This window comes from Terrisporobacter othiniensis (assembly GCF_000808015.1).
In the GTDB taxonomy this organism is placed as follows: Bacteria; Bacillota; Clostridia; order Peptostreptococcales; family Peptostreptococcaceae; genus Terrisporobacter; species Terrisporobacter muris.
Genome location: NZ_JWHR01000075.1, coordinates 26,995 through 52,804 on the forward strand (window position 1 = coordinate 26,995; position 25,810 = coordinate 52,804).

Consider the following 25,810-nt stretch of genomic DNA (forward strand, 5'->3'; position numbering starts at 1 on the left):
AAAAAGGAGATATTAATATCTCCTTTTTTATTAATCATCTTTTTTAGTTATTTTAATAATATCTTGAAATTTTCCCATAATATAATCATAGTTATCTCTTCTATGAGGAAGAGTGCATTTACTACAATCCTTTATACCTTTATCAGTATACTTAAAATTGCCACCACATTTATCTTTTAAAGCATAAAGGGGACAATAACAAAACAAACAATTGAAATTATCAGGGTCACTTGTTTTATGACAAGGAAAGTATTCGCATTCCTTGTGATTAAAGAATTTATAATTTTCACTCATAAGGTAAACCTCCTGCTATTAATAATTTAATTATACTAAATATTAACTTTAATGGTATAATTATAAAAAATTAATATTTAGAAAAAATAAAAAATATAGCAAAGAAAATATTTTTTAACATATACATACATTAAGATAAAAGAGGTGTAAGAATGGAAAAACAGCAAGAAAGAGCCTTACTAATAGGACTTAATATAACGACTAATGTGAAAAAGATAGACGACATAGATATAAATGAGTCTATGGAAGAATTAAAGGAATTAACGAAAGCTGCTGGTGCAGAAGTTGTGGGAAGCTTAATTCAAAATAGACCGGCTGTTGATGCAGCATACTATGTTGGAAAAGGTAAAGTAGAAGAACTTAGAGCATACTGTGAAGCTACTGATGCTACAATGGTAATATTCAATGATGAATTATCGGGAGCTCATATAAGAAACTTAGAAGAAGCTGTAGGTAGAAAAGTTATAGATAGAACTACGCTTATATTAGATATATTTGCTCAAAGAGCTCTAAGTAAAGAAGGTAAGCTACAAGTTGAACTTGCTCAGCTTAGATATAGAATGCCAAGACTTTATGGTATGGGTGGAGAAATGAGTAGAACTGGTGCAGGGATTGGAACAAGAGGACCAGGGGAACAAAAATTAGAAATAGACAAAAGAATTATATTAAATAAAATAGCAGACATAAGAAGAGAATTAAAAGAAGTATCAAAGAATAGAGAGACTCAAAGAGTTCAAAGAATGAAATCAAATATGCCAATAGTTGCATTAGTTGGATATACAAATGCAGGAAAATCAACTCTATTAAACGAATTAATAAAAACACATAAAGATTATGAAGAAGAAAAAGAAGTATTTGTAAAAAATATGCTATTTGCTACACTAGATGTTACTTTAAGAAAAGCGACACTACCTAATAAAAGAGACTTCTTAGTTGTAGATACAGTTGGATTTGTAAGTAAACTTCCGCATGACTTAGTAGATGCTTTCAAAGCTACACTAGAAGAGGTACAATATGCAGATTTAATACTTCATGTTATTGATGCAACTAACAGCAGTTACGAACTTCAAAAACAAACAACAGAATCTGTTTTAAAAGATTTAGATGTTGGTGATAAGAAAACAATCATAGTATATAACAAGGTTGATAAGCTAGAACTTGATATTTATCCAAAAAATCAAAAAGATAAAGTATATATTTCTGCAAAAAAAGGAATAAATATGGATAAATTATTAAAACTAATTGAAGAAGCCTTAATGAAAGATACTTACAAAGTAAATCTTATACTTCCTTATGAAAGAGGAGATATATTTAGTAAAATAAAAGATAAATATAATGTTAATGATTTTAATTATGAAGAAAATGGTATTTCTGTTGATGTAAATTTAGATGAAGAAGATTATAATATATATAAGGACTATATAAAATAAATTGAGTAATAAAATGAATATAGATTGGAATAATATAGACCAACTTGAAGATTATTTTATTACCTATCTTCTTTATAAAGAGTCCAAAACGGTACCACAAATAAGTAAAATTAGAAACATATCTACAATGGAAGTAAAGGATCAACTAATTAGGGCAAAACTAGAGATAAAGTCAATGTCTAAGAATAAACTAGAAAGTTCTAAAGATATACTGGATAAGTACTTAGAGCTAGATAAATCTGAAAGACTTGATTTTATTGACGAATTAGGTTTAGATGACGATAGGATGTTAAAGTTCAAAAGAGAACTTTACAAAAGAATCAGATTAGAAAAAAATGCTGAAGATTTAATAATTTTAATATGGACCACTGGGGAATTAAAAGAGGAAAAATATTTAGATTTATTACACTCTCTAACAATGCATAGACATTCAGATGTTAGAAGGATTACATATTCAGCTATTAGAAAAATCCAGTCACCACAAAGTAGACCATGCTTAGAAAAAGGATTATATGATTCTAATCCACAAACTAGACAGTATTGTGCAAAAGCTTTATCTGTAGTTGGCAACAATAATAGTTTAAAAATTTTAAGAAAATTAGTAATGCAAAGTAATCATGAAAAAGAATATGTATTAAGAGCTTATGAAGAAGCAATCGAAGCTCTTGAGAAAGAAAGTTTTTAGTAGTATCAGCAACATACAACTTAATAATTAATTGTTATCAGAGATTTATCTCCGCAATTTAACAAAATGTAATGAAAAATAATTCAAAGGTTAATAGGAGGGGTTTTAAAATGATAGTAAGACGTTGTGCAGGTGGAGTTGTTTTTTACGCAAATAAAGTACTTTTACTGAAAAATGATAGACATGAATGGACATTACCAAAAGGAAAAATTCTTGAAGGGCAATTAGCAGCAGATAGCGCTGTAGGTAGAGTTAAAAATGAAACAGGTGTAGATGCGTGCCCATTAGTAGTGGCAGGAGATACTATGTATGAATTTTTCTCAAGAAGTAGACAACAACAAGTTTGTAATGCAATAGTTTGGTATGTCATGGAAGCTGAAAACCCAGAGTACATAATAAGAGAAGATTTTGTAGATGGTGGTTTCTACAAGATAAAAGATGCTATGGATATGTTATCTCATAATAAAGAAAAAGCCTTAGTTGATGTTTCATATAAAAAATATAAAGAAGAAAAGAAAAATAATGCAGAAATTGCAAAATAAAATATAATATAATTAAATAAGAAAATTTAAGAAAGGGTAAATCCCTTTCTTTTTTGTAATACAGGAGGAATTTATGAGTAGCTATAAAACATTACATAAGTTTGGAGTAGATGAATATATAGTTGAAAAATCAACATTTATAGGATATGCAAAACCTATAAAAACTGAAGAAGAAGCTATAGAATTTGTTAATGAAATAAAGAAAAAACATAAGGATGCCACTCATAATGTATGGGCATATACTGTTGGTGAAAATATGAATATACAAAGATATAGTGATGATGGTGAACCTCAAGGAACAGCAGGTATTCCTACTTTAGAAGTAATAAAAAAGGAAGATTTAAGAGATGTAGTAGTTGTTGTAACAAGGTATTTTGGAGGAATAAAACTTGGCGCTGGAGGGTTAGTTCGTGCTTATACTAAAGGTGCCAAAGTAGGTATAGAAGCAGGTATTGTTATTGAAAAAGTTAAATATACTGAAGTAAAGATTAAAATTGAATATACTCAACTTGGTAAAATACAGAATGAAATAATGAATCTTGGTTTTACAGTTAAGGATACTATATATTCAGATGATGTTGAAATAATAGTATACTCAAAAGTTGAGGATGTTGAATCTCTAAAGGATAGAATAATTGACATAACAAGTGGAACAGCAGATGTAAGTTTGGGAGATGAATATTATCTATCTGAAAAGGATGGTCAATTAATTCTTTAAATTAGTTAATAACAGGGGGCAGTGAACTAATTAAAAATGGAAAATTCGATCCGCTTATATCGCCAAAATTGAGAAGCATATCGTCAACAATATATTCTCGTTACCAATTTGGATAAATCCGTTACTCAAACGAGATGCCTTCGCTACTGCTTTAGGCAACTCCGTTGCTCAAAAATACATTACTGGGGGGAGCTATGTTAAAAAATATAGGATTGATTATTTTATGCAATTTATTAATGTATTTTATCATAATGATAGTCACAAAAATTAATAAAAGAAAACGTAATAAGTACTCTACTGAAAAAAAGAAAGATATGAAGATAGAAGAATTAAGTGAGAAGGTAAATGAGTTAGAAAAGAAATTATTTATTCAAGATATTTTAAATCATGTGAACATAGAAAGAGAAAATAATGAAAAAATATATTATATAAATAAAATTATTGAAAAATATGAAGATGAACCTATTGGATATTATTTCAGAGGAAATTTATATGTGAAGTTTGAAAAGTATGAAGAAGCAATAAAAGATTTTGATAAAACTATTCAAATTGATAATAACTATAAAGAAGCATATAGGGGTAAGGGTGTTTGCTTATCTAGACAAGGTTATTATTATGAGGCTATACAAAATTATAAAAAGGCCATAGATATTGATGAAAAGTATGAAGTTGTTTACTACAATATGGGGATTTGTTACTCTAGGTTGAAAAAATATACAAAAGCTATAGAGTCTTATACAAAGGCTTTAGATTTGGACGAAAATGATATTAGTGCTTATTATAATAGAGGAAGAAACTATAGTAGAATAACTAGATATGAAGAGGCAATAGAAGATTTTACAAAAGCTATAGAGTTGGAGAAATTTGATGATAGGTTATATTATAATCGAGGAATTGCTTATTCACTTTTGGAAAAGCATGAGGAAGCATTGGAAGATTATAAAAAAGCAATTGATATTAACCAAGATTTTGAAGATGTATATTATTATGCAGGATTCTCTTATTATTTATTAGAAGAATACTACGAAGCTATGGAATATTTCACCATATCCTTAGAGATAAATAGTGAATATGAGCAAGCTTATTATGGTAGAGCTCTAGCAAATTTAAAAGTAGACAATTATGAAGAGGCAATAAAAGATCTTAATGAAGTGATATATTTAAATGATCAAAATGCAAAGGCATATTATAAAAGAGGTTTGGCTTTAGATAATTTACAGAAATATGAAGAAGCAATAAAAGATTTTACAAAAGCTATTGAATTAGATTATAAAGATGAAAATATTTATTATAATAGAGGAACTTCTAAATCATTAATGAGAGATTTGCAAGGTGCAAAAGAAGATTTAACTACTGCTTTGACATATAACACTGAAGAATTTAGAATCTATGATGTAAGAGGGATGGTGAATTTAGAGCTTAAGGAATATGAGGAATCTATAGATGATTTTACTTCTTCATTGAATTTACTTCAGAGTTCTATTTCGTATTATTATAGAGGTTTAGCATATTATGAACTGAAACAATATGATAATGCTATATCTGATTTTACAAAGTCTATAGAAATAGACCCAGATGACTTGAGAGCATATCAAAATAGAGGGGATGCCTATTGTAATATTGGAAATTATGATGAAGCAATAAAAGATTTTGCCATGGTATCTCAATTGGAAAAAGAGCTAAAATGAAACTTTAGGTACTAGATCTTTTGAAGGATATAGTACCTTTTTAATTTCTAATTATTAAGTTTAGCAAAGTAAATTTTTTATTTATTGTTGTTATCATAAATGCCTTTTTTTATTTCATATAATCCTATGAAAAATAAAAATACTCCAAAAGCTTTTCGAAGTATTTGTGAGTTTAGATACTCAGCTAATAAAGAGCCTCCTACAGCAGCTGCTATACCAAAGATTGCTATGGGAAGTACTAACTCAAACTCTACATTTTTGTTTTTTATATGGATAATTAATGCTGCAATAGTCATTGGTATGGATGAAATCAAGTTTATACTTTGGGCTAACTTAGGATCTATACTTGCAAACAAGACCAGGGCAGGAATTAATATAGTTCCACCACCCATTCCCATTCCACCAATAATTCCAGCAAAAAATCCAATTATACCAACAAGCATTAAAACACCATCCTACATGCTGCAATTATCATTACTATTCCAAATCCAATCCTTAAAAATTTTCCATTTACCTTGCATAGAAGTTTAGCACCAATAATCCCACCAATAATACTACCAAAAGCTGCTTGTGCAGTTAAATTCATATCGAAGGTACCCTTTGATATGTAGATGATTGAGCTAGTTGTAGATAAAAATATAATTACTGCAAGAGCAGTAGCGTGGGATTTATGTTCTTCAACTTCTAAAATATTGTTTAGTATTGGTACTAATAAGGTTCCGCCACCAGAGCCAAAAACACCATTGATAAATCCAGTAAATAAACCGATTATAGAATTTTTAAGGTTAAAAGGGGAGGATTGTTTTTTCATACAAATTCACCTACTTTAAATTAGTTTTTACCAAAAGAGAAATTTTATTTAATAAATAATGAAATTCTGTTAAAAGATTATTTGAGATAATGTATACAAAATATAATAAAGATATATGATATAATAGATTTAAAAATATTTGGTGAAAGGGGTAAAATTATGAAGAGAACTGAACAAATTGAAAAAACTGTTGAATGGCTAAGAGAAAAAGTAAAAGAAGCTAATTGTAAAGGATTAGTTGTTGGAGTTTCTGGAGGTATAGATTCAGCAGTAGTTGCTAACCTTATAAAAAGAGCATGTCCGGACAATTCTATAGGTGTTATAATGAGCATAAACAGTAATCCAAAGGATAGAGAAGATGCACTTAAAGTAATTAATGGGTGCGGAATTGATTATATAGATCTTGACTTAAGTGAGCCACAAGTAGCAATTAGAAATGCAGCTCTAGATGCATTAAAAGAAAAAAACTTATTTAATCCAGAAGGAGAAAGAACGGCAGATTCAAACTTAAGAGCTAGAGTTAGAATGTGTACATTATATACTGTTGCTAATGATCTTGGATATTTAGTTGTAGGAACGGATAATGCAGCAGAAATACATACTGGTTACTTTACAAAATATGGAGATGGTGGAGTTGACTTAGTACCTATTGCAAATTTAACAAAAGCTGAGGTTTATGAATGGGCAAAAGAACTTGGAGTACATGAAGATGTAATAAACAAAGCTCCATCAGCAGGACTATGGGAAGGTCAAACTGATGAAAATGAAATGGGAACAACTTATAATATGATAGATAAAGTTGTTGAAGGTAAAAGAGATGAAGTTCCAGAAAAGGACTTAGAAATAATAGATAGACTTCATAGAATAAGTGAACATAAGAGACAAGTTGCCTCTAAGCCACCAATATTTGAATAAACTACATATAAAAAAATCCAATAATAAGTACATACATTTACTAATTTGATTTTTTATGTTAAAATTTACGGTGTTAATAAGATTTAATTTTAATGTGGAAAACACATAAGAAATAAGGAGTGGAACTATGGGTCGTATAGGTAACATTATCAATAGAAAAGGTAAACAAGATGCAAAAAGAGGAGCGATATTCACTAAGCATGCAAGAGCTATAACTGTTGCAGCTAAAGAAGGTGGAGGAGATCCAGAATACAATGCAGCTTTAAAAACAGCTATAGATAAAGCTAAAGCTGACAATATGCCAAATGATAATATAAATAGAGCTATAGCAAAAGGTGCTGGTGCAGGTGCAGGTGAAGACTACTTCAAAAACACATATGAAGGATATGGACCAGGTGGAGTAGCTGTTATAGTTGAAACATTAACTGACAATAAAAACAGAACTGCTGGTAATATAAGATACTACTTCGATAAAAATGGTGGTAACTTAGGAACTACTGGTTGTGTTGGATTTATGTTCGATAGAAAAGGACAAATATTAATAGCTGCTGAAGGTATAACAGAAGATCAACTTATGGATGATGCTTTAGAAGCTGGAGCAGACGATATAATAACAGAAGAAGATGGATTCGAAGTTGTAACAACTCCAGAAGACTTCAATGCTGTTAGAGATGCATTATTAGAAAAAGGATATGAATTTGTATCTGCTGACGTTAAATTAGTGCCTCAAACTACAACTATATTATCTGATGAAGCTCAAGTTAAATCTATGGAAAAATTAATAGATTTACTTGAAGATGATGACGATGTACAAAATGTCTTCCATAACTGGGAACAAGAATAATATTTCGTATAATAATATAATGAAGTATATTTAGAGTAATAATAAAAATACCTTAGATTAGCAATTTGCAGTTTGAGGTATTTTTTTGTGTTAAAAATGAAATAAATATTAATAAATATTTAATAATAAGATTATAATTTAATTAGGGAAGGTGGGATTATATGAAAGAGATAAAAAACAATAAGTGCTGTGTATGTGGGGGTAAGATAATGAGTGAAGAAGATTTGACTGTATGTGAAAATTGTAATAATATTTATCATAAAATGTGCTGGCAAGAAGTAAAAGAAGAGTGTATATATTGCCATAATAAAATTAAAGAAGAGGAAAGAAATAATGATAAAAGTAAATATTAATGAATTTATAATGTAAAAAGCTAGATATAATAAATATCTAGTTTTTTTATGAATAAAAATAATAAAAAAATTACAAAATATTCCTAAAAATATGAAAGATGATGATACAATATTATAAAAGGGAAAACGACATAAGCAAAGTGAATTTTTTACATCTATAAAGAGCTACATATACACAGGTTATGAGTATGAAATTAAAATCATGGGAAAATAGAAAGGGGTAAAACTTATGTTGTACACACCAAAATATATTTACAATAATGATTTAGACAAGAAGATATGTAAATGTTCAGAATGTAAAAAATATAGAATATTATATTGCTATGCGAATATGGTTGAAAATAAAAATGAATCTACTAAGGAAATTAACAGTGATATTATAGCTGTTTGTTCTAAATGTGGAAGTACATATAGATTTAATTTAAAACATTTATCAGATATAAATGGAGATAAATACGAAGTAGGAAAAGTAAATTTTATAGAAGAAAAATATCCTCAAATAAAAGAAAACATAACAAGAAACTATAACTATTATGATGCTATATCAATTATTAAATCAGAAAACTTTTTAACAAAACTAATTAAGAATAATAGAGAGGTAGATTTAGAAGTATCGGAATATGTATTTATGGAGAAGTAGTAATGCCTTGTATATGTAGATAAAATTTTTAATAAAGGCTTAGTGCCTTTATTTTTCTGAATAAAAATATAGGAGATAATAAATATGGTTACTGTTACAAAGTATTTAACACAAGCGGATTTAAAAAGAAAAATATGTGATTGCAAGGAAGAAGAAAAGTTAAAAGTTTTATTTAAAGAAGTTAGTGAATCAGAGCTTAAAATGAAACCAGAACAAAGAATGACAGGTGCTTACATATTAAGAAATGAGAAAGTAATAGCATCTTGTGAGTATTGTAAAAAGGTATATTTTATAATGACTACATTTGAGGGAGGAATAAGAGAACACTATTTGAGTATAGACTCTTTAGAATTGTTTGACGGAAGTATGAGAGAATTGAGAAGAGTTATTAATAATATGTTTGATGAGTATGAAAATGAGGTTATTACAGTGGCAACTGAGGATCATACAATAAAAGTGCTAGATAAATATGAAGATGATGAAAAAATAATCACTAAGTATGTTTATTTGAATAGAGAAGATAAAGATTTATATAAAGATTTAATGGAAGATTAAAAAGATTGGAACTTAGGTTCCAATCTTTTTCTATGTAAAGATTATTTTAATTACTTACATCTAAAGCTTCCACAATATGTTTCTGATGATAAGTTTGCACTATCTGCATTAGATGTTATAGCAACATCTCTCAGTGCACAAATATTACCTGCATTATTTACACATGTTTTTACGTTACAACTTAGAGAATTACATTGACTACCATCTAAAGCATTATTAGAAAAGTTACTAAAATTAGACTCACTTACAAAAGAACTACAACAAGTATTGTTACTAGTTCTTGCTTTTTTGCCATTTACGGATACTTTATTTGCGTAACAAGTACCATTGGTATTGTGAGCGCAGTTATTAACATTACAACCTACTAGTGTCATAATAATAAACCTCCTTTTAATTAATCAATAATTAGTATGGACTAAATTTACAAAAAATATGATATTAAAAATTTAAAAATTGAATAATTTACATAGTATATTTTTTGATTTTATAGAAATAAAAGTCAAAAAATAGAAATAAAAGCCAAGACTTAGTTTAAGAGATGGCTTAAAAAATTACACTTATTAAATTAAGAAAACTATTTAAGATATTAACTTAGCATATAAATTTTTTCCCATCAAAACTCGAGCAATCAAAGATGCTGATAAAGGGTAAGATTTTGCCGGTTGCCAAATATTAATTAATTTCTTTTCAAAATCACTCAAAGAAGCAAGTTTATCACTTTCTATTGTTAATGAATATTCTTTAGTAAAATCTCTAATTTTTAAAAAGTCTTCTAATGTAAGGTCATAGAAAAGTTGTGTGCTATGTTGGGGAGGTTTTAAAAAAATTATATTTTGTTTAAACTCTATAAAGTCTAATCTATTAACCAAATTTTTGTTGTTTTCGTCCAATGAAATCGCCTCCAAATATTAAAAATAAAATATTACTCTATAATATGTATAAAACTAGGCAAATGAGACAAAAATATCTTAATAAAAGTTACTATTTTTTCCTAAAATATGAAGGAAATACATCATATAAAAAATAACGTAAGTAAGGAGGTTATTTTATGTTCGAAAAGAAAAAAGAATTTTCATGGAAAGTACCAACTTTAGTATTACTAGGAGTAATTGTTTTAGCTTGTGGAGTAGGTATTGGTATACAAGTTAGAGAGACCCAACAAGCTAGACAATCTCTTCAAGCAAAAACAGAATCAAAAGAAGTATTTAATCTTAATAAGGATTGTGAAATTTGGGTACAGGGACAAATAACAGGCAGCGGTACTTATGAAAGTCCAAAGATGCTTGGGACCATACCAAAGGATTTATTAGATAAAAGCAAAGATGAAATAGTGTCTTATTTTAAAGAGAAATATCCAAATAAAGAAATAGCAAGTATGAATCAATATGAAATTATTTTATGTAATGCACAAGCAAAAGAACCTTCAAAAGCAAATAAATATTCAATAGAAGAAAAAGATGGATTTGTATATGTATATAAATATGATAAGGACGGAGTAAAAACAGAATTAGAGAAAACTGATATATCTGTAGACTCTCTTCCAAAATCAGTACAAGAGGAATTATCATCAGGAATATTAGTAAATAGTGAAGATGACGCTTATACAAGATTAGAAAACTTTGAAAGCTAATCCTTAATACCTTTACATAAAAATATTAAATACCCTTATATAAAATTTTATATGAGGGTATTTAATTTTTTTAAAAATGATTTAGTCTAGTTTTTAGGCAATGAAAACTTATATGGAAATTTTTATAATGCTTCATATTACTCTAACTTTGCAATCATATGGTATAATATTAAAGAACATAAGTTTTGTATAAAGCTTCATAGGAGGTTTTGAGTTTTATGATAATATTAGGAATAGATCCAGGAATAGCTATAGTAGGTTATGGAATAATTGAATATAAAAATAATAAATTTAGAGTTATTGATTATGGTGCAATAACTACTCCATCAACTATGAACACAACAAAAAGATTAGAGAGAATTTATAAAGGCATAGACCTTTTAATAAAAAATTATAATATAGATGAAGTTGGAGTAGAGGAGTTATTTTTCAATAAAAATGTAAAAACAGCAATTACAGTAGCTCAAGCTAGAGGAGTAATTTTACTGGGATGCTCACATAATGATAAGCCAATTTATGAATATACACCATTACAAGTTAAACAAGGTGTAGTTGGATACGGAAGGGCGGATAAATATCAAGTACAGCAAATGGTTACTTCAATGCTGAACTTAAAAGAAATACCAAAACCTGATGATGTTGCCGATGCATTAGCTGTGGCAATATGTCATGCACATGCGAATAAATTAGAAAAGACATTAAAAAATATAGGTATGAAATAAAAGGAGAAAATTATGTATAGCTACATAAAGGGAATTATAGAAGAAATTAGTTTAGATCATGTTGTTATTGATAACAATGGAATAGGATATAAAATAAATGCTTCGGCTAATACTATAATGAAAGTACAATTAGGACATGAGTGTAAAATTTATACAAAACTCATAGTAAAAGAAGATGATATGAGCCTTTGTGGATTTTATGATAAAGAAGAATTAAGAATGTTTGAACTACTTACATCTATCTCAAAAATAGGACCAAAAGTAGGGCTTGGAATTTTATCTTTTGCTTCACCAAAACAAATTGGAGCATATATACTAAGCGAAGATATAGCAAAATTATCAAAAGCTCCAGGAGTAGGTAAAAAGACAGCAGAAAGAATAGTGTTAGAGCTTAAGGATAAAATAGACAAAAATAATGTGGAATTTGAGGCAACATTATTAACTAGTCAGCCAATCGTAGTTTCACAAGACGAAGCAGTTGATGCATTAGTAGCATTAGGATATTCTTTACAAGAATCAAAAGACGCTGTACAAAAATGTAAAAAAGATGGATTAAATACAGAGGATATTATTAAAAAATCATTAAGTTATTTAATGAGCAAATCTTTAAGATAATAAAGGAAGGGGGAAGTTAATTGTACGGATTTGAAGATGAAGATAGAATAATTACATCAAGCATGCAAAATGATGATGTGGATATAGAAAATAATTTAAGACCTAAATTTTTAGCAGATTATTTAGGACAAGAAAAAGCTAAAGAACAATTATCTATATTTATTGAAGCTGCAAAGAGTAGAAATGAACCACTAGATCATGTTCTCCTATATGGGCCTCCTGGTCTTGGTAAAACTACTCTGGCAAGTATTATAGCCAGTGAAATGGGTGTTAACCTAAGAATAACATCAGGTCCAGCTATAGAAAGAGCAGGCGATTTGGCAGCAATATTAACAAATTTAAATGAAAATGATGTACTATTTATAGATGAAATACACAGAATAAATAGAAGTGTAGAAGAAGTTCTATACCCTGCCATGGAAGATTATTGTATAGATATAATCATAGGTAAGGGTCCATCTGCCAGAAGTATAAGACTTGATTTACCTAAGTTTACCCTTATTGGAGCGACAACAAGAGCAGGTATGCTTACAAACCCACTTAGAGATAGATTTGGAGTTATATGCAAACTTGACTACTATACAGTTGATGAATTAACAAATATAGTAATAAGATCGGCTAATATATTAGGTGCAGAAATTGAACATAGAGGAGCAATGGAAATTGCCAGACGTTCTAGAGGAACACCAAGGATAGCCAATAGACTGCTAAAAAGAGTTAGAGATTATGCACAGGTTAGGGCGGACGGGAATATAACATCAGAGGTTGCAGACCAAGCTTTAGAAATGATAGGTGTAGATAGTTTAGGATTAGACTATGTGGATGAAAAATTATTATTAACAATAATAAATAAATTTAAAGGTGGACCTGTAGGATTGGATACCTTGGCATCTTCTATAGGAGAAGATAGAAATACAATAGAAGATGTTTACGAGCCATATCTACTTCAACTTGGTTTTATCAATAGAAGTCCAAGAGGAAGAATAGCTATGCCAAATGCTTATAAACATTTAAATATAAATTATCCAGAAAAGTAGAATAATAGTATTACACATATAAATGTACGAATTCTTATAGTAGAAAAAAATTGGATTTTTTGTTATCATGGTAATTGTATGTTTAAGGTAATATATTTTTGAAAGGACGTTTAACATTGAAAACAAGCGATTTTTATTTTGATTTACCAGAAGAATTAATTGCTCAAGTACCTATTTTGGACAGATCAAGTTCTAAGTTAATGGTACTAGACAAAGAAACAGGTGAAGTAAGTCATAAAATTTTTAAAGACATAATAGATTATTTAAATCCAGGAGATTGTCTTGTATTGAACGATACAAGAGTTATTCCTGCAAGACTAATTGGTTCTAAAGAAGGAACTGGTGGAAAAATAGAGTTTTTACTTTTAAAAAGAAATGAAGATGATACTTGGGAAACTTTAGTTAAACCAGGTAAAAGAGCTAAAATAGGTACAAGATTTTCATTTGGTGAGGGAAAACTTATAGCTGAAGTTGTTGGAATGGGCGATGATGGAGCTAGAATTGTAAAATTTGAGTATGAAGGTATTTTTGAAGAAGTTTTAGATGAGCTAGGAAATATGCCACTACCACCATATATAACAGAAAGATTAGAAGAACGAGAAAGATATCAAACAGTTTATTCTAAGCATAATGGATCAGCAGCAGCACCGACAGCAGGTTTACATTTTACGGATGAATTACTACAAAAGATTAAGGACAAGGGTGTAGACTTAGCTTTTGTAACTCTACATGTTGGACTTGGTACTTTCAGACCTGTAAAAGTAGATGATGTTTTAGAACATGATATGCATTCTGAGTATTATATGGTTACACAGGAAGCAGCAGATAAAATTAATAAGGCAAAAGAAAATGGTAATAGAGTAATAACAGTGGGTACAACAAGTACTAGAACTATAGAATCTGTAGCTGATGAAAATGGAAGAATGAAAGCAGCATCAGGATGGACAAAAATATTTATTTATCCAGGATATAAGTTTAAAGTTGTAGATAACCTAATTACAAACTTCCATTTGCCAGAGTCAACACTAATAATGTTAGTAAGTGCTCTTGCTGGAAAAGAAAATGTATTAAATGCATATAAATGTGCAGTAGAAAATCATTATAGATTCTTTAGTTTTGGGGATGCAATGTTTATAAAATAATAATAAAGGGGATATATTATGATTGAAAAACATGACAAGCGATTATTGAAACTATCAAAGAATTTTGAAACAGCATTATCTATAGTAATATTAATCCTTGTATTATTGGGGATGATGGATTTAGTAAGGAGCGTTTATCAAGCATATATTGTTGATTTCAGCCATCCAGTGAAATATAGCCAGTTAAATGGTTTTTTAGCAGAGGCTTTGTTGTTAGTAATAGGTGTTGAATTAGTAGTTATGCTGTCCTTACATATACCGGGGGTTCTAGTAGAAGTATTATTATATGCCATAGCAAGAAAGCTTATATTACTTCCAAAAGCATCAGGAATGATAGACTTACTTTTAGGAGTGATAGCAATTGCTGCATTATTTGCTATAAGAAAGTATTTAATGTCATCAGATGAAAAATCTATAAGTTTGAGTAGAGTATATAATTCTAGAACATCAAATAAAGATGTATTAACTTCAGTAGAAAAACAAGATACAGAACTGATTAATAGTTAAGTTTCTATTTTAAGAATATAATGACAGTATTAAGGAGAATAAACATGAGTGCAATAAGATATGAACTTATAAAAACTTGTAAACAAAGTGGTGCAAGACTTGGTAGATTACACACTCCGCATGGAGTTATAGAAACACCAATATTTATGCCTGTTGGAACTCAAGCAACAGTAAAGGCAATGACACCAGAAGAATTAAAAGAAATAGGATCTCAAATAATATTAAGTAATACATATCACTTATATATGAGACCTGGTCACGACTTAGTGAAAGAAGCAGGTGGGCTTCATAAATTTATGAACTGGGATAGACCAATATTAACAGATAGTGGTGGGTTCCAAGTATTTTCTCTAGGACCACTTAGAAAAATAACTGAAGAAGGAGTTCACTTCAGATCACATATAGATGGATCTAAACATTTCATATCTCCAGAAAAAGCTATGGAAATACAAAATGCCTTAGGTTCAGATATAATGATGGCATTTGATGAATGTGCTCCATATCCAGCGGATAGAGAATATGTTAAAAATTCATTAGAAAGAACTACTAGATGGTTAAAGAGATGTAAAGAAGCTCATAAAAATACAGAAAACCAAGCATTATTTGGAATAATCCAAGGTGGTATGTACAAAGATTTAAGAGAGCAATCAGCTAGAGAAATTTTAGAGTTAGATTTACCAGGATATGCAGTTGGTGGACTTAGTGTTGGAGAACCTAAACCTTTAATGTATGAAGTTCTTGACTATACAGTACCTCTAATGCCAGAAGATAAACCAAGATACCTAATGGGTGTTGGTTCACCAGATGATTTATTAGAAGGTGTAATAAGAGGAATAGACATGTTTGACTGTGTACTTCCTACTCGTATAGCGAGAAATGGTACTGCGATGACTAGTCAAGGTAAAGTTGTAGTGAGAAATGCTAAATATGCAAGAGACTTTACTCCACTTGATCCAGAGTGTGATTGCTATTGCTGTAAAAACTATACAAAAGCTTATATAAGACATTTAGTTAAAGCAAATGAGATACTTGCAGCTAGACTTATATCTACACATAACTTAAGATTTTTACTTAAATTAATGGAAGATGTAAGACAAGCAATAATGGAAGATAGATTATTAGACTTCAAAGATGAATTTTTCGCCAAATATGGGTATTAATTATAATGAAATTGAGCTATAATGTTTATTATACTTTTATTTAAAGAAGTAATAAACATATGAAGGAGTGAAAACTATGGATAAAAACATGATAATATCTATTGTTTATATGGTTGCGTTATTTGCAATTTTCTATTTCTTATTCATAAGACCTCAAAGAAAAAAAGAAAAACAATTAGATCAATTAAGATCAAGTCTAGAAGTAGGACAAATGGTTACTACAATAGGTGGAATGTTAGCAACTATAGCTAAAGTTGAAGATGAGTTTGTTGTTCTAGAAGTAGGACCAAATAGAACTAAAATGCCATTTAAAAAATGGGCTATAGCTTCTGTTGAGAAAAAAGAAAATTAATAATTAGTAATTTTAAATCTCCCTAAGGAATATATATATTTCGAGGGGAGGTTTTTTTATGACCAAAACAATACATATATTAAAAGGGCTAGGCTATGCTTACATAATCACATTAATAGTTTTATTAGTTTATAACTTATTATTGACTTATACTAGTGTATCTGCAGATTCAGTTTCAATAGTTACCTCATTTATAACCACAATTTCAGCAGCTTTTGGTGGGTTTTATGCTTGTAAACATATACAGGAAAAGGGACTTATATATGGTTTTATAGTAGGTATATCTTACATAATATTACTTATAATTATGTTTTACTTAGCTAAAGAAAATTACATATTTGATATTACAATACTATATAAAGCAATACTTGTCTCCATAGCTGGAGGAATAGGCGGAGTATTAGGTGTAAACTTCAAATAAGTTCCAAAATATGATAAATTATGGTATAATTATTAGCAGTTAATCAGAAACAGGAGGTAGTAAAATGGCTAAAAAGCATATAAAAACTTTATCAAATGCTACGTTAAAAGAAAGTGCAGTTAAAGGTGGATGTGGAGAATGTCAAACATCTTGTCAATCTGCTTGTAAAACTTCTTGTACAGTTGCAAACCAAGAGTGTGAAAGATAATTTAAATAATATTATTCTAGATTGTGGGGGTATTACAGGTAATACCCTCACTTTGTTTGTATATAAATTATTTTTATAAAAAATTTACATATATTTTATGATAGGTATATAATAAGAGTATTAAAAATTAGGAGGACATATTATGAGTATGATACATAAATTTTCCATGGATGGATACAATATTGTTTTAGATGTGAACGGAGGAAGTGTTCATGTATTAGATGATGTTGCGTACAATCTTGTAGATTTATTTGAAGAAAAATCTATGGAAGAAATAGTAGAGTCCTTAAATAAGGATTATACTAAAGAACAAATAGAAGAAGCGTATGAAGAGGTAAAATCTTTAAAAGAAGAAGGTCTTTTATTTACAGAAGATACATATGAAACTCACCCAAGCTTTGTAAATAGAAAAAAAGTAGTAAAAGCATTATGTTTACATGTTTCACATGACTGCAACTTAAAATGTAAATACTGCTTTGCTTCACAAGGTGATTTTGGTGGAGAAAAAGAAATGATGAGCTTTGAAACAGGTAAAAGAGCCATAGATTATCTTATCGCTAATTCAGGGAATAGAAGAAATTTAGAAATAGACTTCTTTGGTGGAGAGCCACTAATGAACTTTGATGTAGTAAAACAATTAGTTGCTTATGGTAGAAAAGTTGAAAAAGAAAATAATAAAAACATAAGATTTACTATAACTACTAATGGAATATTATTAGATGATGAGAAGATTGATTATATAAATGAAAATATGCATAATGCAGTATTAAGTTTAGATGGAAGAAAAGAAATAAATGATAACATGAGACCGACAGTTAATGATAAGGGAAGTTATGATGTTATCATGCCTAAATTTAAAAAGTTAGTAGAAAAAAGAGATAAAGATAAATACTATTATATTAGAGGGACATTTACTAGAGATAACTTAGATTTCTCTGAAGATGTACTTCATTTTGCTGATGAAGGATTTGAATTAACATCAGTAGAGCCAGTTGTTGGAGATGAAAGTAATCCATATGCATTAAGAGAAGAAGACATGGAAAAAGTCTTTAATGAATACGAAAAATTAGCAAAAGAGTATGCAAAAAGAAAGTTAGATGGTGATGATTTTACTTTCTTCCATTTTGTAATAGACTTAAATCAAGGACCATGTGTGATAAAAAGAATAACTGGCTGTGGTGCTGGAAATGAATACTTAGCAGTAACACCAAATGGAGACATATACCCATGTCATCAGTTTGTAGGAAATGATGATTTTAAATTAGCTAATATAATGGATGAGGAGATAGTTATACCTCAGGAAATAAGTAATATGTTTAGAGATGCTCATGTTTACTCTAAAGAAGATTGTAAAAAATGTTGGAATAAATTCTACTGTTCAGGTGGATGTCATGCTAACGCAATAAACTTTAATAATGATATTAGAAAACCATATGAATTAGGTTGTGAAATGCAAAAGAAAAGAACTGAATGTTCTATAATGATTCAAGCAAAATTAATGTTGGAAGGAGAATAGAAATGATAAAAGGGTTTGAAGGGATAAAACCTACTATTGATGATTCTGTTTTTGTAGCAGAAACTGCTGACATAATAGGCAATGTTATAGTCGAAAAAAATGCAAGTATTTGGTATAAGGCAGTTTTAAGAGGTGATGATAGTCCAATTATAGTTGGAGAAAATTCAAATGTACAAGATGGAACTATAGTTCATTGTGGAGAAGAAGAAGCAACGGTTATCGGCAAACATGTAACTATAGGACATGCGGCTATTATTCATGGATGTAAAATAGGTGACTACAGCTTAATTGGAATGGGTTCAACTATCCTTGACAATGCAGAAATTGGAGAATTTACTATGGTTGGAGCAGGTAGCTTGGTAACGGGTAAAAAATTCCCACCAGGAGTTTTATTATTAGGATCACCTGCAAAGGTTATAAGGGAATTAACTGATGAAGAAAAAGAAAGCCTAAAAAAATCAGCTTTACATTATGTAGAAATGGGTAAAAAGCATAAGTAATTTATAATTTAAATAATAATTATATAAAGTAAAAAGGAGCAATATATGAATTGCTCCTTTTTATTGCGATAAAATTTTTAGTATTAGATTATGGCATATAAGTTAATAATATTATAATATTTAAGTATAAGTACAAAGAAAATATGAGGTGAGAGCTTTTGATATATAATAAAAAATGGACATTAAAACATAAAGGAAAAGTTAAAACGACAGATTTGAGTAAGAAAATAAATATTTCCTCGGAAATTAGCCAAATATTAAATAATAGAGGTATAAATGACGAAAAAAATGCAGAAATTTTTATGAATCCATCTTTAGAATATTTAAGAGATCCTTTTTTAATGAAGGATATGAAGAGGGCTACAGATAGAATAAAGAAAGCTATTGAAAATAAAGAACGAATTTATATTTATGGTGACTATGATGTAGACGGAGTGTCCTCTACATCTATTCTATATATATACTTTAAATCTATAGGTTTTCCAGTGAAATATTATATTCCAAATAGATTGGAAGAAGGATATGGTATAAATGAAGAGGCAATAAAGAAAATAAACGATGATGGCTGTGACCTTATTATAACAGTAGATTGTGGTATAACATCAGTTAAAGAGGTAGAATTAGCTAATGAGCTTGGAATTGATGTTATAATAACAGATCACCATGAGTGCCAAAGTGATATACCTGATGCTTATGCAATAGTAAATCCAAAACAAGAAGAGTGTAATTATCCATTTGACATGCTTTGTGGATGCGGGGTAGCATTTAAAATGATTCAAGCTTTAACCGATGAAGAAGAGTTTAAGACATCTATGTTTGATTATTTAGAAATAGTAACTCTAGCAACAATATGTGATATAGTACCACTTATAGATGAAAATAGAATAATTGTAAAAAATGGTTTAAAACTAATGAAAGAGGGCAAAAATTTAGGTTTAAGAGAACTGATTAAAGTATGTGGTATTGAAACTAGCAAAATAGGGTCATCTCACATAGGTTATTCAGTAGGCCCTAGAATTAATGCCTCTGGTAGACTAGGATACTCATATTTAGGAGTACAACTATTTACTACTGATTTGGAAGATGAAGCAAAAGAAATAGCAAATATATTGGAATCAAAAAATATTGAAAGACAAATGATAGAAAGTAAGATGTATAAAGAGGCTGAAGATGTTTTAGCAAGTGATGAAAAGTATAAAGATGACAAGGTACTTGTAGTAGCGAAAGAAGGATGGCAACATGGAATAATAGGAATAGTTGCATCTAAGCTAACAGAAAAATATTATAAACCTACAATATTACTTACTATAGAAGATGGTGAAGCAACTGGTTCAGCAAGATCTATTAAAGGATTTAGTATATTTGATGCATTAGTAAGTTGCAAAGACTTAATGAATAAATTTGGTGGACATGAGCAGGCAGCAGGATTAGCTTTAAATGCAGAAAATATAGAAGAATTAAGAAGAAGAGTAAACGAAATAGCAGATTATAATTTAAGTAAAGAAGATTTAATTGAAAATATAAAAGTTGAATATGAACTTGAAGAAGACAGTGCGACACTAGAATTAGTAGACGATTTACATAAGTTAGAACCTTTTGGATTAAGCAACCCATCACCAAGATTTATTATGAGAGATTTATTACTGACTAATATTTATAAAATGGGAAAAAATAAACAACACCTAAAACTAATTTGTGAAAATAAAAAATCTTATGAATGTGTAGGATTTAATATGGCTTATTTAGCTGATGATTTTCAAGAAGGCGATAAGATAGATGTTTTATTTCAAATAGATGAAAATAATTTTAACAATGAACGCAAAGTCCAATTTTTATTAAAAGATATAAGGTTATCTCATCCTAAGTCAGTAATATCAAATAATTTATCAATTAAGTTACTTGAAAAGATAAGTCCAAGGGATAGTGATAGTTTATATAATATTCATGTAAGTGAAGAGAATCTATCAATTAATATAGATGGTGATAAAGATATAAATATTTTTGATTATATAAAAGAAGATACATTGATTATAACAAATACATTAAATGGATTTTACCGAGCTTTATCAGATGTTTCACTAACAGATTTGGACTATGGTATAAATTATAATTATATTTATGAAAAAAATAAGAAAGTACAACTTATATTTTCACCTAATATTGATAAAATAGACTTAAAAAGATATAATAGTATTATTCTTTATGATTTTTTGTATAATAAAGGAGAATATTCTAATCTAAATAAGAACATTTTAAATAATAAATCTGTTATTAAGTATTATAGTAGTGAAGATAAAATATATTTAAAAAACATTATGGATAATATAGTTCCAAATAGAGAAGAATTTATCAATATTTATAAGCAAATGCTTGTAAGTAAAGAATTACAATTAAAGCTAACTGAATTAAAAAAAGTATTTAAACTTCTACCTTTAAAAATATTTATAATACTTAAAGTTTTTAAAGAATTAAATTTATTGAATTTTGAAATTAACTATGAAGAAAATACTATAGCCATATATTTATTAGAAAAACCTGATAAAAAGCTTAATTTGGATGAAAGTGTAATACTTAATAATCTAAAAGAATTAAAACAAGAGTATGTAAAAAGCCATTAGGAGGAGTTTTAAATGGATTTAAAACAAATAGTAAGAGTAATTGAAGATTTTCCAAAGGAAGGAATAAGCTTTAAAGACATAACAACATTATTACAAGATGGTAAAGCACTTAAATTTGCAATTGATGAAATAATAGCAGATTTAAAGGATAAGGAAGTTGATTTAATTGTAGGACCAGAAGCAAGAGGATTCTTAATGGGAACACCGGTTGCTTATGGTATGGGAATTGGTTTTATACCAGTTAGAAAACCTGGGAAATTACCATGGGAAGTTGAAGGTTATGAATATGATTTAGAGTATGGTTCTAATAGACTAGAAATACACAAAGATGCTATTAAGCCAGGGCAAAAGGTTGCAATAGTAGATGATTTATTAGCTACAGGTGGAACTATGGAAGCAGCAGCTAAACTTATAGAAAAGCTAGGCGGAGAAGTGGTTTCAATGCAATTTTTAATAGAATTAGAAGACTTAGACGGAAGAGCAAAATTAGCAAAATATAATGTTAATTCTCTTATAAAATACTAGACAATAATAATAGTTGGTTTTTACCAACTATTTTCATATATAATAAAATTTATACTTTAGAGAATAGGTGGTTATATGCATGATAAGGAATTACAGGAGATTCTAGATAAAATAAAAGAATATGCTCCTAATACAGATACTACTCTTGTAGAAAAAGCTTACTATTTGGCAAAATCTGCCCATGAAGGTATCCTAAGAAAATCAGGTGAACCTTATATAATTCATCCAATAGCTGTTGCAAATATTCTTGTAGATATGGAACTTGATATAGAAACTATATCAGCAGGACTTTTACATGATGTGATAGAAGATACGGACTATACTTATGATGATATAGAAGAAATGTTTAGTAAGGAGATTGCTGATTTAGTTGATGGGGTTACAAAACTTGGTCAAATTAAATATCAATCAAAAGAAGAAACGCAAGCTGAGAATTTAAGAAAAATGTTTTTAGCCATGGCAAAAGACATTAGGGTAATTCTTATAAAGTTAGCTGATAGACTACATAATATGAGAACTCTAAAATATATGCCAGAAGAAAAGGCTAAATATAAAGCAAAAGAAACTTTAGAAATCTATGGTGGAATAGCTCATAGGTTAGGAATCTCTAAAATTAAATGGGAATTGGAAGATTTAGCACTAAGATATATAGACCCAGATGGATACTATGACTTAGTAGATAAAGTTTCTATGAAAAGAAGTCAAAGAGAAGAATATATAAGCAGAATAGTAAATTTATTACAAGAAAAGTTTAACGAAGTTAATATAGATTGTGAAGTTTATGGAAGACCAAAGCATTTTTACAGCATTTATAGAAAAATGAAAAATAAGCATAAGACTTTTGAAGAAATTTTTGATTTAACTGCTGTTAGAATAGTCGTAGATACAATAAAGGATTGTTATGCAGTTCTCGGTATGGTTCATACTTTATGGGTACCAATGCCAGGAAGATTTAAAGACTATATAGCAATGCCTAAAGCTAATATGTATCAATCTCTTCATACTACAGTAATTGGACCAGAAGGTGAGCCTGTAGAAATTCAAATTAGGACTCATGAAATGCATAATATTGCCGAATATGGTATAGCAGCTCACTGGAAATATAAAGAAGGTACAATGAGTAATGATGAAAAGATGGAAGAAAAATTAAAATGGCTAAGACAAATGATGGAGTGGGAAAAAGATGTAAAAGATCCTCAAGAGTTCTTAGATTCATTAAAAGAAGATGTATTTAATAGTCAAGTTTATGTATTTACTCCTAAGGGGGACGTTATTGAGCTACCAGCGGAATCTACACCAATAGATTTTGCATACAGGGTTCATAGTAAGGTAGGAAATAAATGTGTAGGAGCTAAAATAAATGGTAGACTAGTTCCTATTGATTATACATTGCAAAATGGGGAAATTGTTGAAGTCATTACATCATCAAATTCAAATGGACCGAGCCGTGATTGGTTAAAGATTGTTAAAACTCCAAATGCAAGAAATAGAATAAGACAATTCTTTAAGAAAGAAAGAAGAGAAGAAAATATTGAAAGAGGATATGAAATATTAGAAAAAGAATTTAAAAAATATGGTATTCCTTTAAAAGACTCTTCTATAGAAAAGTTTATGGAACAAATAGCAAAGAAATTTAATCAACCAAGCTTGGAAGATTTTATTGCAACTATAGGATATGGCGGAATAGTAGTTAGCCAAGTTGTTCCAAAGGTTAGAGATTTTTACCTTAAAGAAGAAAAGAAAAAAGAAAAAGAAAATAGACAAAAAGAAAATGAAGATTTATCAAAATATAATATAACTGACAAGGAATACAAGGAAAAAAGAAAGAAGAGTAGTTCTGGGGTTATAGTAAAAGGTCTAGATAATATACTTGTTAGATTTGCTAAATGTTGTAATCCATTACCTGGAGACGAAATAGTAGGATATGTTACGAAGGGTAGAGGTGTGGCGATACATAGATCAGATTGTCCAAACTGCCAAATGAACGATGAATTTTTCAAGAAAAGACTTGTAGATGTAAGTTGGGATGCTCCTAAAAAGTCTAAATTTGAAGGCGAAATTAAAATTATTGGAACAGATAGAAAAAGTATGCTAAATGATGTTATTCATACAATAGCGATGCAAAAACTTAATATAAATGGAATTAATGCAAGAAAATCAAAAGACGAAATGACTCAAATTAACTTATTAATTGAAGTAAATGATATTTCTGAACTAACAAATTTAATGAAAAAAATTAAGTCTATACCTGGTGTAGATGATGTTTTCAGGGTAAGAAATTAGGAGGAAAATATGAGAGCAGTTGTACAAAAGGTTTCATCTTCCAAAGTAACAGTAGATGAAGAAGTTGTTGGACAAATAAATCAAGGACTAATGGTTTTACTTGGAGTTACTCATGATGATACATCAAAAGATGTTGATTATATGGTAGATAAAGTAACTAATTTAAGAATATTTGAAGATGAAGACGGAAAAATGAATTTATCATTAAAAGATGTTGATGGTGAAGTTTTAGCCGTTTCTCAATTTACACTTTATGGGGATGCAAGAAGAGGTAGAAGACCTAGCTTTTCTGATGCAGCAAGGCCAGAAGTGGCAAATCCTTTATATGAAGAATTTGTTGAAAAAATAAAAAAACAAGGGATTAATGTAGGCACAGGACAGTTTGGAGCTCATATGATGGTTGATTTAACTAATGATGGACCTGTGACTATATTACTAGAATCAAGAAAAGAATTCTAAGGAGGGGGAAGCTATGATATTAGAAAAAATCGTTGAAAGTCGCATGGGTGAAAATACTTATGTAGTTGGAGACGAAAATACAAAAAAATGCATTGTTGTTGATCCAGGGGTAAATCTTGTTGATATAATGAACTTTGTAAAAAGACAAAATTTAAATGTAGAATATATTGTACTAACTCATGGTCATGGAGATCATATAACAAATGTTTTAACTTTAAAAGAAGCAACAAATGCTAAAATAGTAGCCCATGAAGAAGAGAAAGAAATATTAATAGATAAAAGAAAAAATTTAAGTGCTTCACTTCCTTCAAATACTGTGGAATTAGATGCTGATATATATGTTAAAGATAATGATACATTAAAAGTTGGAGATATGAAATTAAAATTTATTCACACTCCAGGGCATACTCCAGGAAGTATGTGTATAAAAATTGATAAACATATGCTTACAGGAGATACTTTATTTGCGGGGAGTATAGGAAGAACAGATTTTTATGGCGGTGACTATAAAAAAATGGAAAAATCATTAAAAAGATTACAAAATCAAGATGATGATATAACGGTTTATCCAGGTCATGGTCCAAATTCTACTTTAAAAATAGAAAAAATGACAAATCCTTTTATGAGATAAATACACTTG

The 25,810-nt window shown here is 29.0% G+C and carries 32 protein-coding genes; 27 read left to right on the plus strand and 5 right to left on the minus strand.

From position 1 onward, the window contains the following. Positions 1–30: 30 nt before the first annotated feature. On the minus strand, positions 31–294 hold the full coding sequence (locus QX51_RS08230; RefSeq protein WP_039679433.1) for a cysteine-rich small domain-containing protein: 264 nt from the start codon (positions 292–294) through the stop codon (positions 31–33). A 152-nt stretch (positions 295–446) separates the two neighbouring features. On the opposite strand from QX51_RS08230, the gene hflX reads away from it, so the two are divergent. The 5 genes from hflX (at position 447) to QX51_RS08255 (ending at position 5,357) form a co-directional block, all read left to right on the plus strand. Beyond that, positions 447–1,724 carry a GTPase HflX gene (gene hflX / locus QX51_RS08235; RefSeq protein ID WP_039679434.1) on the plus strand — a complete coding sequence of 426 codons (1,278 nt, stop codon included), beginning with the start codon at positions 447–449 and terminating at the stop codon, positions 1,722–1,724. A 1-nt stretch (position 1,725) separates the two neighbouring features. Further along, entirely contained in the window at positions 1,726–2,409 is a 684-nt protein-coding gene (locus QX51_RS08240) for a HEAT repeat domain-containing protein (RefSeq protein ID WP_242842709.1), read from the plus strand. A 110-nt stretch (positions 2,410–2,519) separates the two neighbouring features. Continuing rightward, entirely contained in the window at positions 2,520–2,951 is a 432-nt protein-coding gene (locus tag QX51_RS08245) for an NUDIX domain-containing protein (RefSeq protein WP_039679436.1), read from the plus strand. A gap of 73 nt (positions 2,952–3,024) precedes the next feature. After that, positions 3,025–3,669, plus strand: coding sequence for a YigZ family protein (locus QX51_RS08250; protein ID WP_039679437.1), 645 nt, complete (start codon positions 3,025–3,027; stop codon positions 3,667–3,669). A gap of 194 nt (positions 3,670–3,863) precedes the next feature. After that, positions 3,864–5,357: a tetratricopeptide repeat protein gene (locus tag QX51_RS08255; RefSeq protein ID WP_039679438.1), complete on the plus strand. Its 1,494-nt coding sequence runs from the start codon at positions 3,864–3,866 to the stop codon at positions 5,355–5,357. A 77-nt stretch (positions 5,358–5,434) separates the two neighbouring features. On the opposite strand, the gene QX51_RS08260 is transcribed toward QX51_RS08255, so the two are convergent. Continuing rightward, on the minus strand, positions 5,435–5,800 hold the full coding sequence (locus tag QX51_RS08260) for a sulfite exporter TauE/SafE family protein (RefSeq protein ID WP_039679439.1): 366 nt from the start codon (positions 5,798–5,800) through the stop codon (positions 5,435–5,437). Beyond that, positions 5,800–6,168: a sulfite exporter TauE/SafE family protein gene (locus QX51_RS08265; RefSeq protein ID WP_039679440.1), complete on the minus strand. Its 369-nt coding sequence runs from the start codon at positions 6,166–6,168 to the stop codon at positions 5,800–5,802. Before QX51_RS08265 ends, QX51_RS08260 begins: the two co-directional genes overlap by 1 nt. A 159-nt stretch (positions 6,169–6,327) precedes the next feature. On the opposite strand from QX51_RS08265, the gene nadE reads away from it, so the two are divergent. The 5 genes from nadE (at position 6,328) to QX51_RS08290 (ending at position 9,475) form a co-directional block, all read left to right on the plus strand. After that, positions 6,328–7,083, plus strand: coding sequence for an NAD(+) synthase (gene nadE / locus QX51_RS08270; protein ID WP_039679441.1), 756 nt, complete (start codon positions 6,328–6,330; stop codon positions 7,081–7,083). A 127-nt stretch (positions 7,084–7,210) separates the two neighbouring features. Then, a complete protein-coding gene (locus QX51_RS08275; protein ID WP_039679442.1) occupies positions 7,211–7,927 on the plus strand; it encodes a YebC/PmpR family DNA-binding transcriptional regulator in 717 nt (238 codons plus the stop codon). Positions 7,928–8,088: 161 nt separating this feature from the next. Further along, positions 8,089–8,280: an RING finger protein gene (locus QX51_RS08280; RefSeq protein ID WP_039679443.1), complete on the plus strand. Its 192-nt coding sequence runs from the start codon at positions 8,089–8,091 to the stop codon at positions 8,278–8,280. 229 nt (positions 8,281–8,509) lie between these two features. After that, positions 8,510–8,920: a hypothetical protein gene (locus QX51_RS08285; RefSeq protein ID WP_039679444.1), complete on the plus strand. Its 411-nt coding sequence runs from the start codon at positions 8,510–8,512 to the stop codon at positions 8,918–8,920. An 84-nt stretch (positions 8,921–9,004) separates the two neighbouring features. Beyond that, the gene (locus QX51_RS08290) at positions 9,005–9,475 is read left to right on the plus strand and encodes a hypothetical protein (RefSeq protein ID WP_039679445.1); all 471 of its coding nucleotides are present in this window, start codon (positions 9,005–9,007) and stop codon (positions 9,473–9,475) included. A 50-nt stretch (positions 9,476–9,525) separates the two neighbouring features. Here the strand turns inward: QX51_RS08290 and QX51_RS08295 are convergent, their stop codons facing one another. Both QX51_RS08295 and QX51_RS08300 read right to left on the minus strand, forming a co-directional pair. After that, positions 9,526–9,849 carry a DUF1540 domain-containing protein gene (locus QX51_RS08295; protein ID WP_039679446.1) on the minus strand — a complete coding sequence of 108 codons (324 nt, stop codon included), beginning with the start codon at positions 9,847–9,849 and terminating at the stop codon, positions 9,526–9,528. Positions 9,850–10,053: 204 nt separating this feature from the next. Continuing rightward, entirely contained in the window at positions 10,054–10,365 is a 312-nt protein-coding gene (locus QX51_RS08300) for a hypothetical protein (RefSeq protein WP_039679447.1), read from the minus strand. 158 nt (positions 10,366–10,523) lie between these two features. Here QX51_RS08300 and QX51_RS08305 point away from each other — a divergent pair, with 158 nt between their 5' ends. The 17 genes from QX51_RS08305 (at position 10,524) to QX51_RS08380 (ending at position 25,801) form a co-directional block, all read left to right on the plus strand. Beyond that, the gene (locus QX51_RS08305) at positions 10,524–11,105 is read left to right on the plus strand and encodes a hypothetical protein (protein WP_039679448.1); all 582 of its coding nucleotides are present in this window, start codon (positions 10,524–10,526) and stop codon (positions 11,103–11,105) included. 218 nt (positions 11,106–11,323) lie between these two features. After that, positions 11,324–11,827, plus strand: a complete 504-nt coding sequence (ruvC, locus tag QX51_RS08310) for a crossover junction endodeoxyribonuclease RuvC (RefSeq protein ID WP_039679449.1) — start codon at positions 11,324–11,326, stop codon at positions 11,825–11,827. A gap of 12 nt (positions 11,828–11,839) precedes the next feature. Further along, positions 11,840–12,442 carry a Holliday junction branch migration protein RuvA gene (ruvA, locus tag QX51_RS08315; RefSeq protein WP_039679450.1) on the plus strand — a complete coding sequence of 201 codons (603 nt, stop codon included), beginning with the start codon at positions 11,840–11,842 and terminating at the stop codon, positions 12,440–12,442. Between the two features lie 20 nt (positions 12,443–12,462). Beyond that, entirely contained in the window at positions 12,463–13,479 is a 1,017-nt protein-coding gene (ruvB, locus tag QX51_RS08320; RefSeq protein WP_139045019.1) for a Holliday junction branch migration DNA helicase RuvB, read from the plus strand. A gap of 116 nt (positions 13,480–13,595) precedes the next feature. Further along, positions 13,596–14,621, plus strand: coding sequence for a tRNA preQ1(34) S-adenosylmethionine ribosyltransferase-isomerase QueA (queA, locus tag QX51_RS08325; RefSeq protein ID WP_039679451.1), 1,026 nt, complete (start codon positions 13,596–13,598; stop codon positions 14,619–14,621). Between the two features lie 18 nt (positions 14,622–14,639). Next, entirely contained in the window at positions 14,640–15,128 is a 489-nt protein-coding gene (locus QX51_RS08330) for a phosphate-starvation-inducible PsiE family protein (protein WP_039679452.1), read from the plus strand. A 44-nt stretch (positions 15,129–15,172) separates the two neighbouring features. Beyond that, positions 15,173–16,288, plus strand: coding sequence for a tRNA guanosine(34) transglycosylase Tgt (gene tgt / locus QX51_RS08335; protein WP_039679453.1), 1,116 nt, complete (start codon positions 15,173–15,175; stop codon positions 16,286–16,288). 76 nt (positions 16,289–16,364) lie between these two features. Beyond that, positions 16,365–16,640, plus strand: a complete 276-nt coding sequence (yajC, locus tag QX51_RS08340) for a preprotein translocase subunit YajC (RefSeq protein ID WP_039679454.1) — start codon at positions 16,365–16,367, stop codon at positions 16,638–16,640. 58 nt (positions 16,641–16,698) lie between these two features. Continuing rightward, positions 16,699–17,061 carry a TIGR04086 family membrane protein gene (locus QX51_RS08345; RefSeq protein WP_039679455.1) on the plus strand — a complete coding sequence of 121 codons (363 nt, stop codon included), beginning with the start codon at positions 16,699–16,701 and terminating at the stop codon, positions 17,059–17,061. 64 nt (positions 17,062–17,125) lie between these two features. Continuing rightward, on the plus strand, positions 17,126–17,269 hold the full coding sequence (gene scfA / locus QX51_RS19950; protein ID WP_074079436.1) for a six-cysteine ranthipeptide SCIFF: 144 nt from the start codon (positions 17,126–17,128) through the stop codon (positions 17,267–17,269). A 142-nt stretch (positions 17,270–17,411) separates the two neighbouring features. Next, the gene (scfB, locus tag QX51_RS08350) at positions 17,412–18,785 is read left to right on the plus strand and encodes a thioether cross-link-forming SCIFF peptide maturase (protein ID WP_039679456.1); all 1,374 of its coding nucleotides are present in this window, start codon (positions 17,412–17,414) and stop codon (positions 18,783–18,785) included. A 2-nt stretch (positions 18,786–18,787) separates the two neighbouring features. Beyond that, positions 18,788–19,285: a gamma carbonic anhydrase family protein gene (locus QX51_RS08355; protein ID WP_039679457.1), complete on the plus strand. Its 498-nt coding sequence runs from the start codon at positions 18,788–18,790 to the stop codon at positions 19,283–19,285. A 158-nt stretch (positions 19,286–19,443) separates the two neighbouring features. Continuing rightward, positions 19,444–21,903: a single-stranded-DNA-specific exonuclease RecJ gene (gene recJ / locus QX51_RS08360; RefSeq protein WP_039679458.1), complete on the plus strand. Its 2,460-nt coding sequence runs from the start codon at positions 19,444–19,446 to the stop codon at positions 21,901–21,903. Between the two features lie 12 nt (positions 21,904–21,915). Next, positions 21,916–22,428, plus strand: coding sequence for an adenine phosphoribosyltransferase (locus tag QX51_RS08365; RefSeq protein ID WP_039679459.1), 513 nt, complete (start codon positions 21,916–21,918; stop codon positions 22,426–22,428). 75 nt (positions 22,429–22,503) lie between these two features. Next, on the plus strand, positions 22,504–24,711 hold the full coding sequence (locus QX51_RS08370) for a RelA/SpoT family protein (protein WP_039679460.1): 2,208 nt from the start codon (positions 22,504–22,506) through the stop codon (positions 24,709–24,711). 9 nt (positions 24,712–24,720) lie between these two features. Continuing rightward, positions 24,721–25,170: a D-aminoacyl-tRNA deacylase gene (dtd, locus tag QX51_RS08375; RefSeq protein ID WP_039679461.1), complete on the plus strand. Its 450-nt coding sequence runs from the start codon at positions 24,721–24,723 to the stop codon at positions 25,168–25,170. A gap of 13 nt (positions 25,171–25,183) precedes the next feature. Further along, entirely contained in the window at positions 25,184–25,801 is a 618-nt protein-coding gene (locus QX51_RS08380; protein ID WP_039679462.1) for an MBL fold metallo-hydrolase, read from the plus strand. The last annotated feature ends 9 nt before the right edge of the window (positions 25,802–25,810 follow it).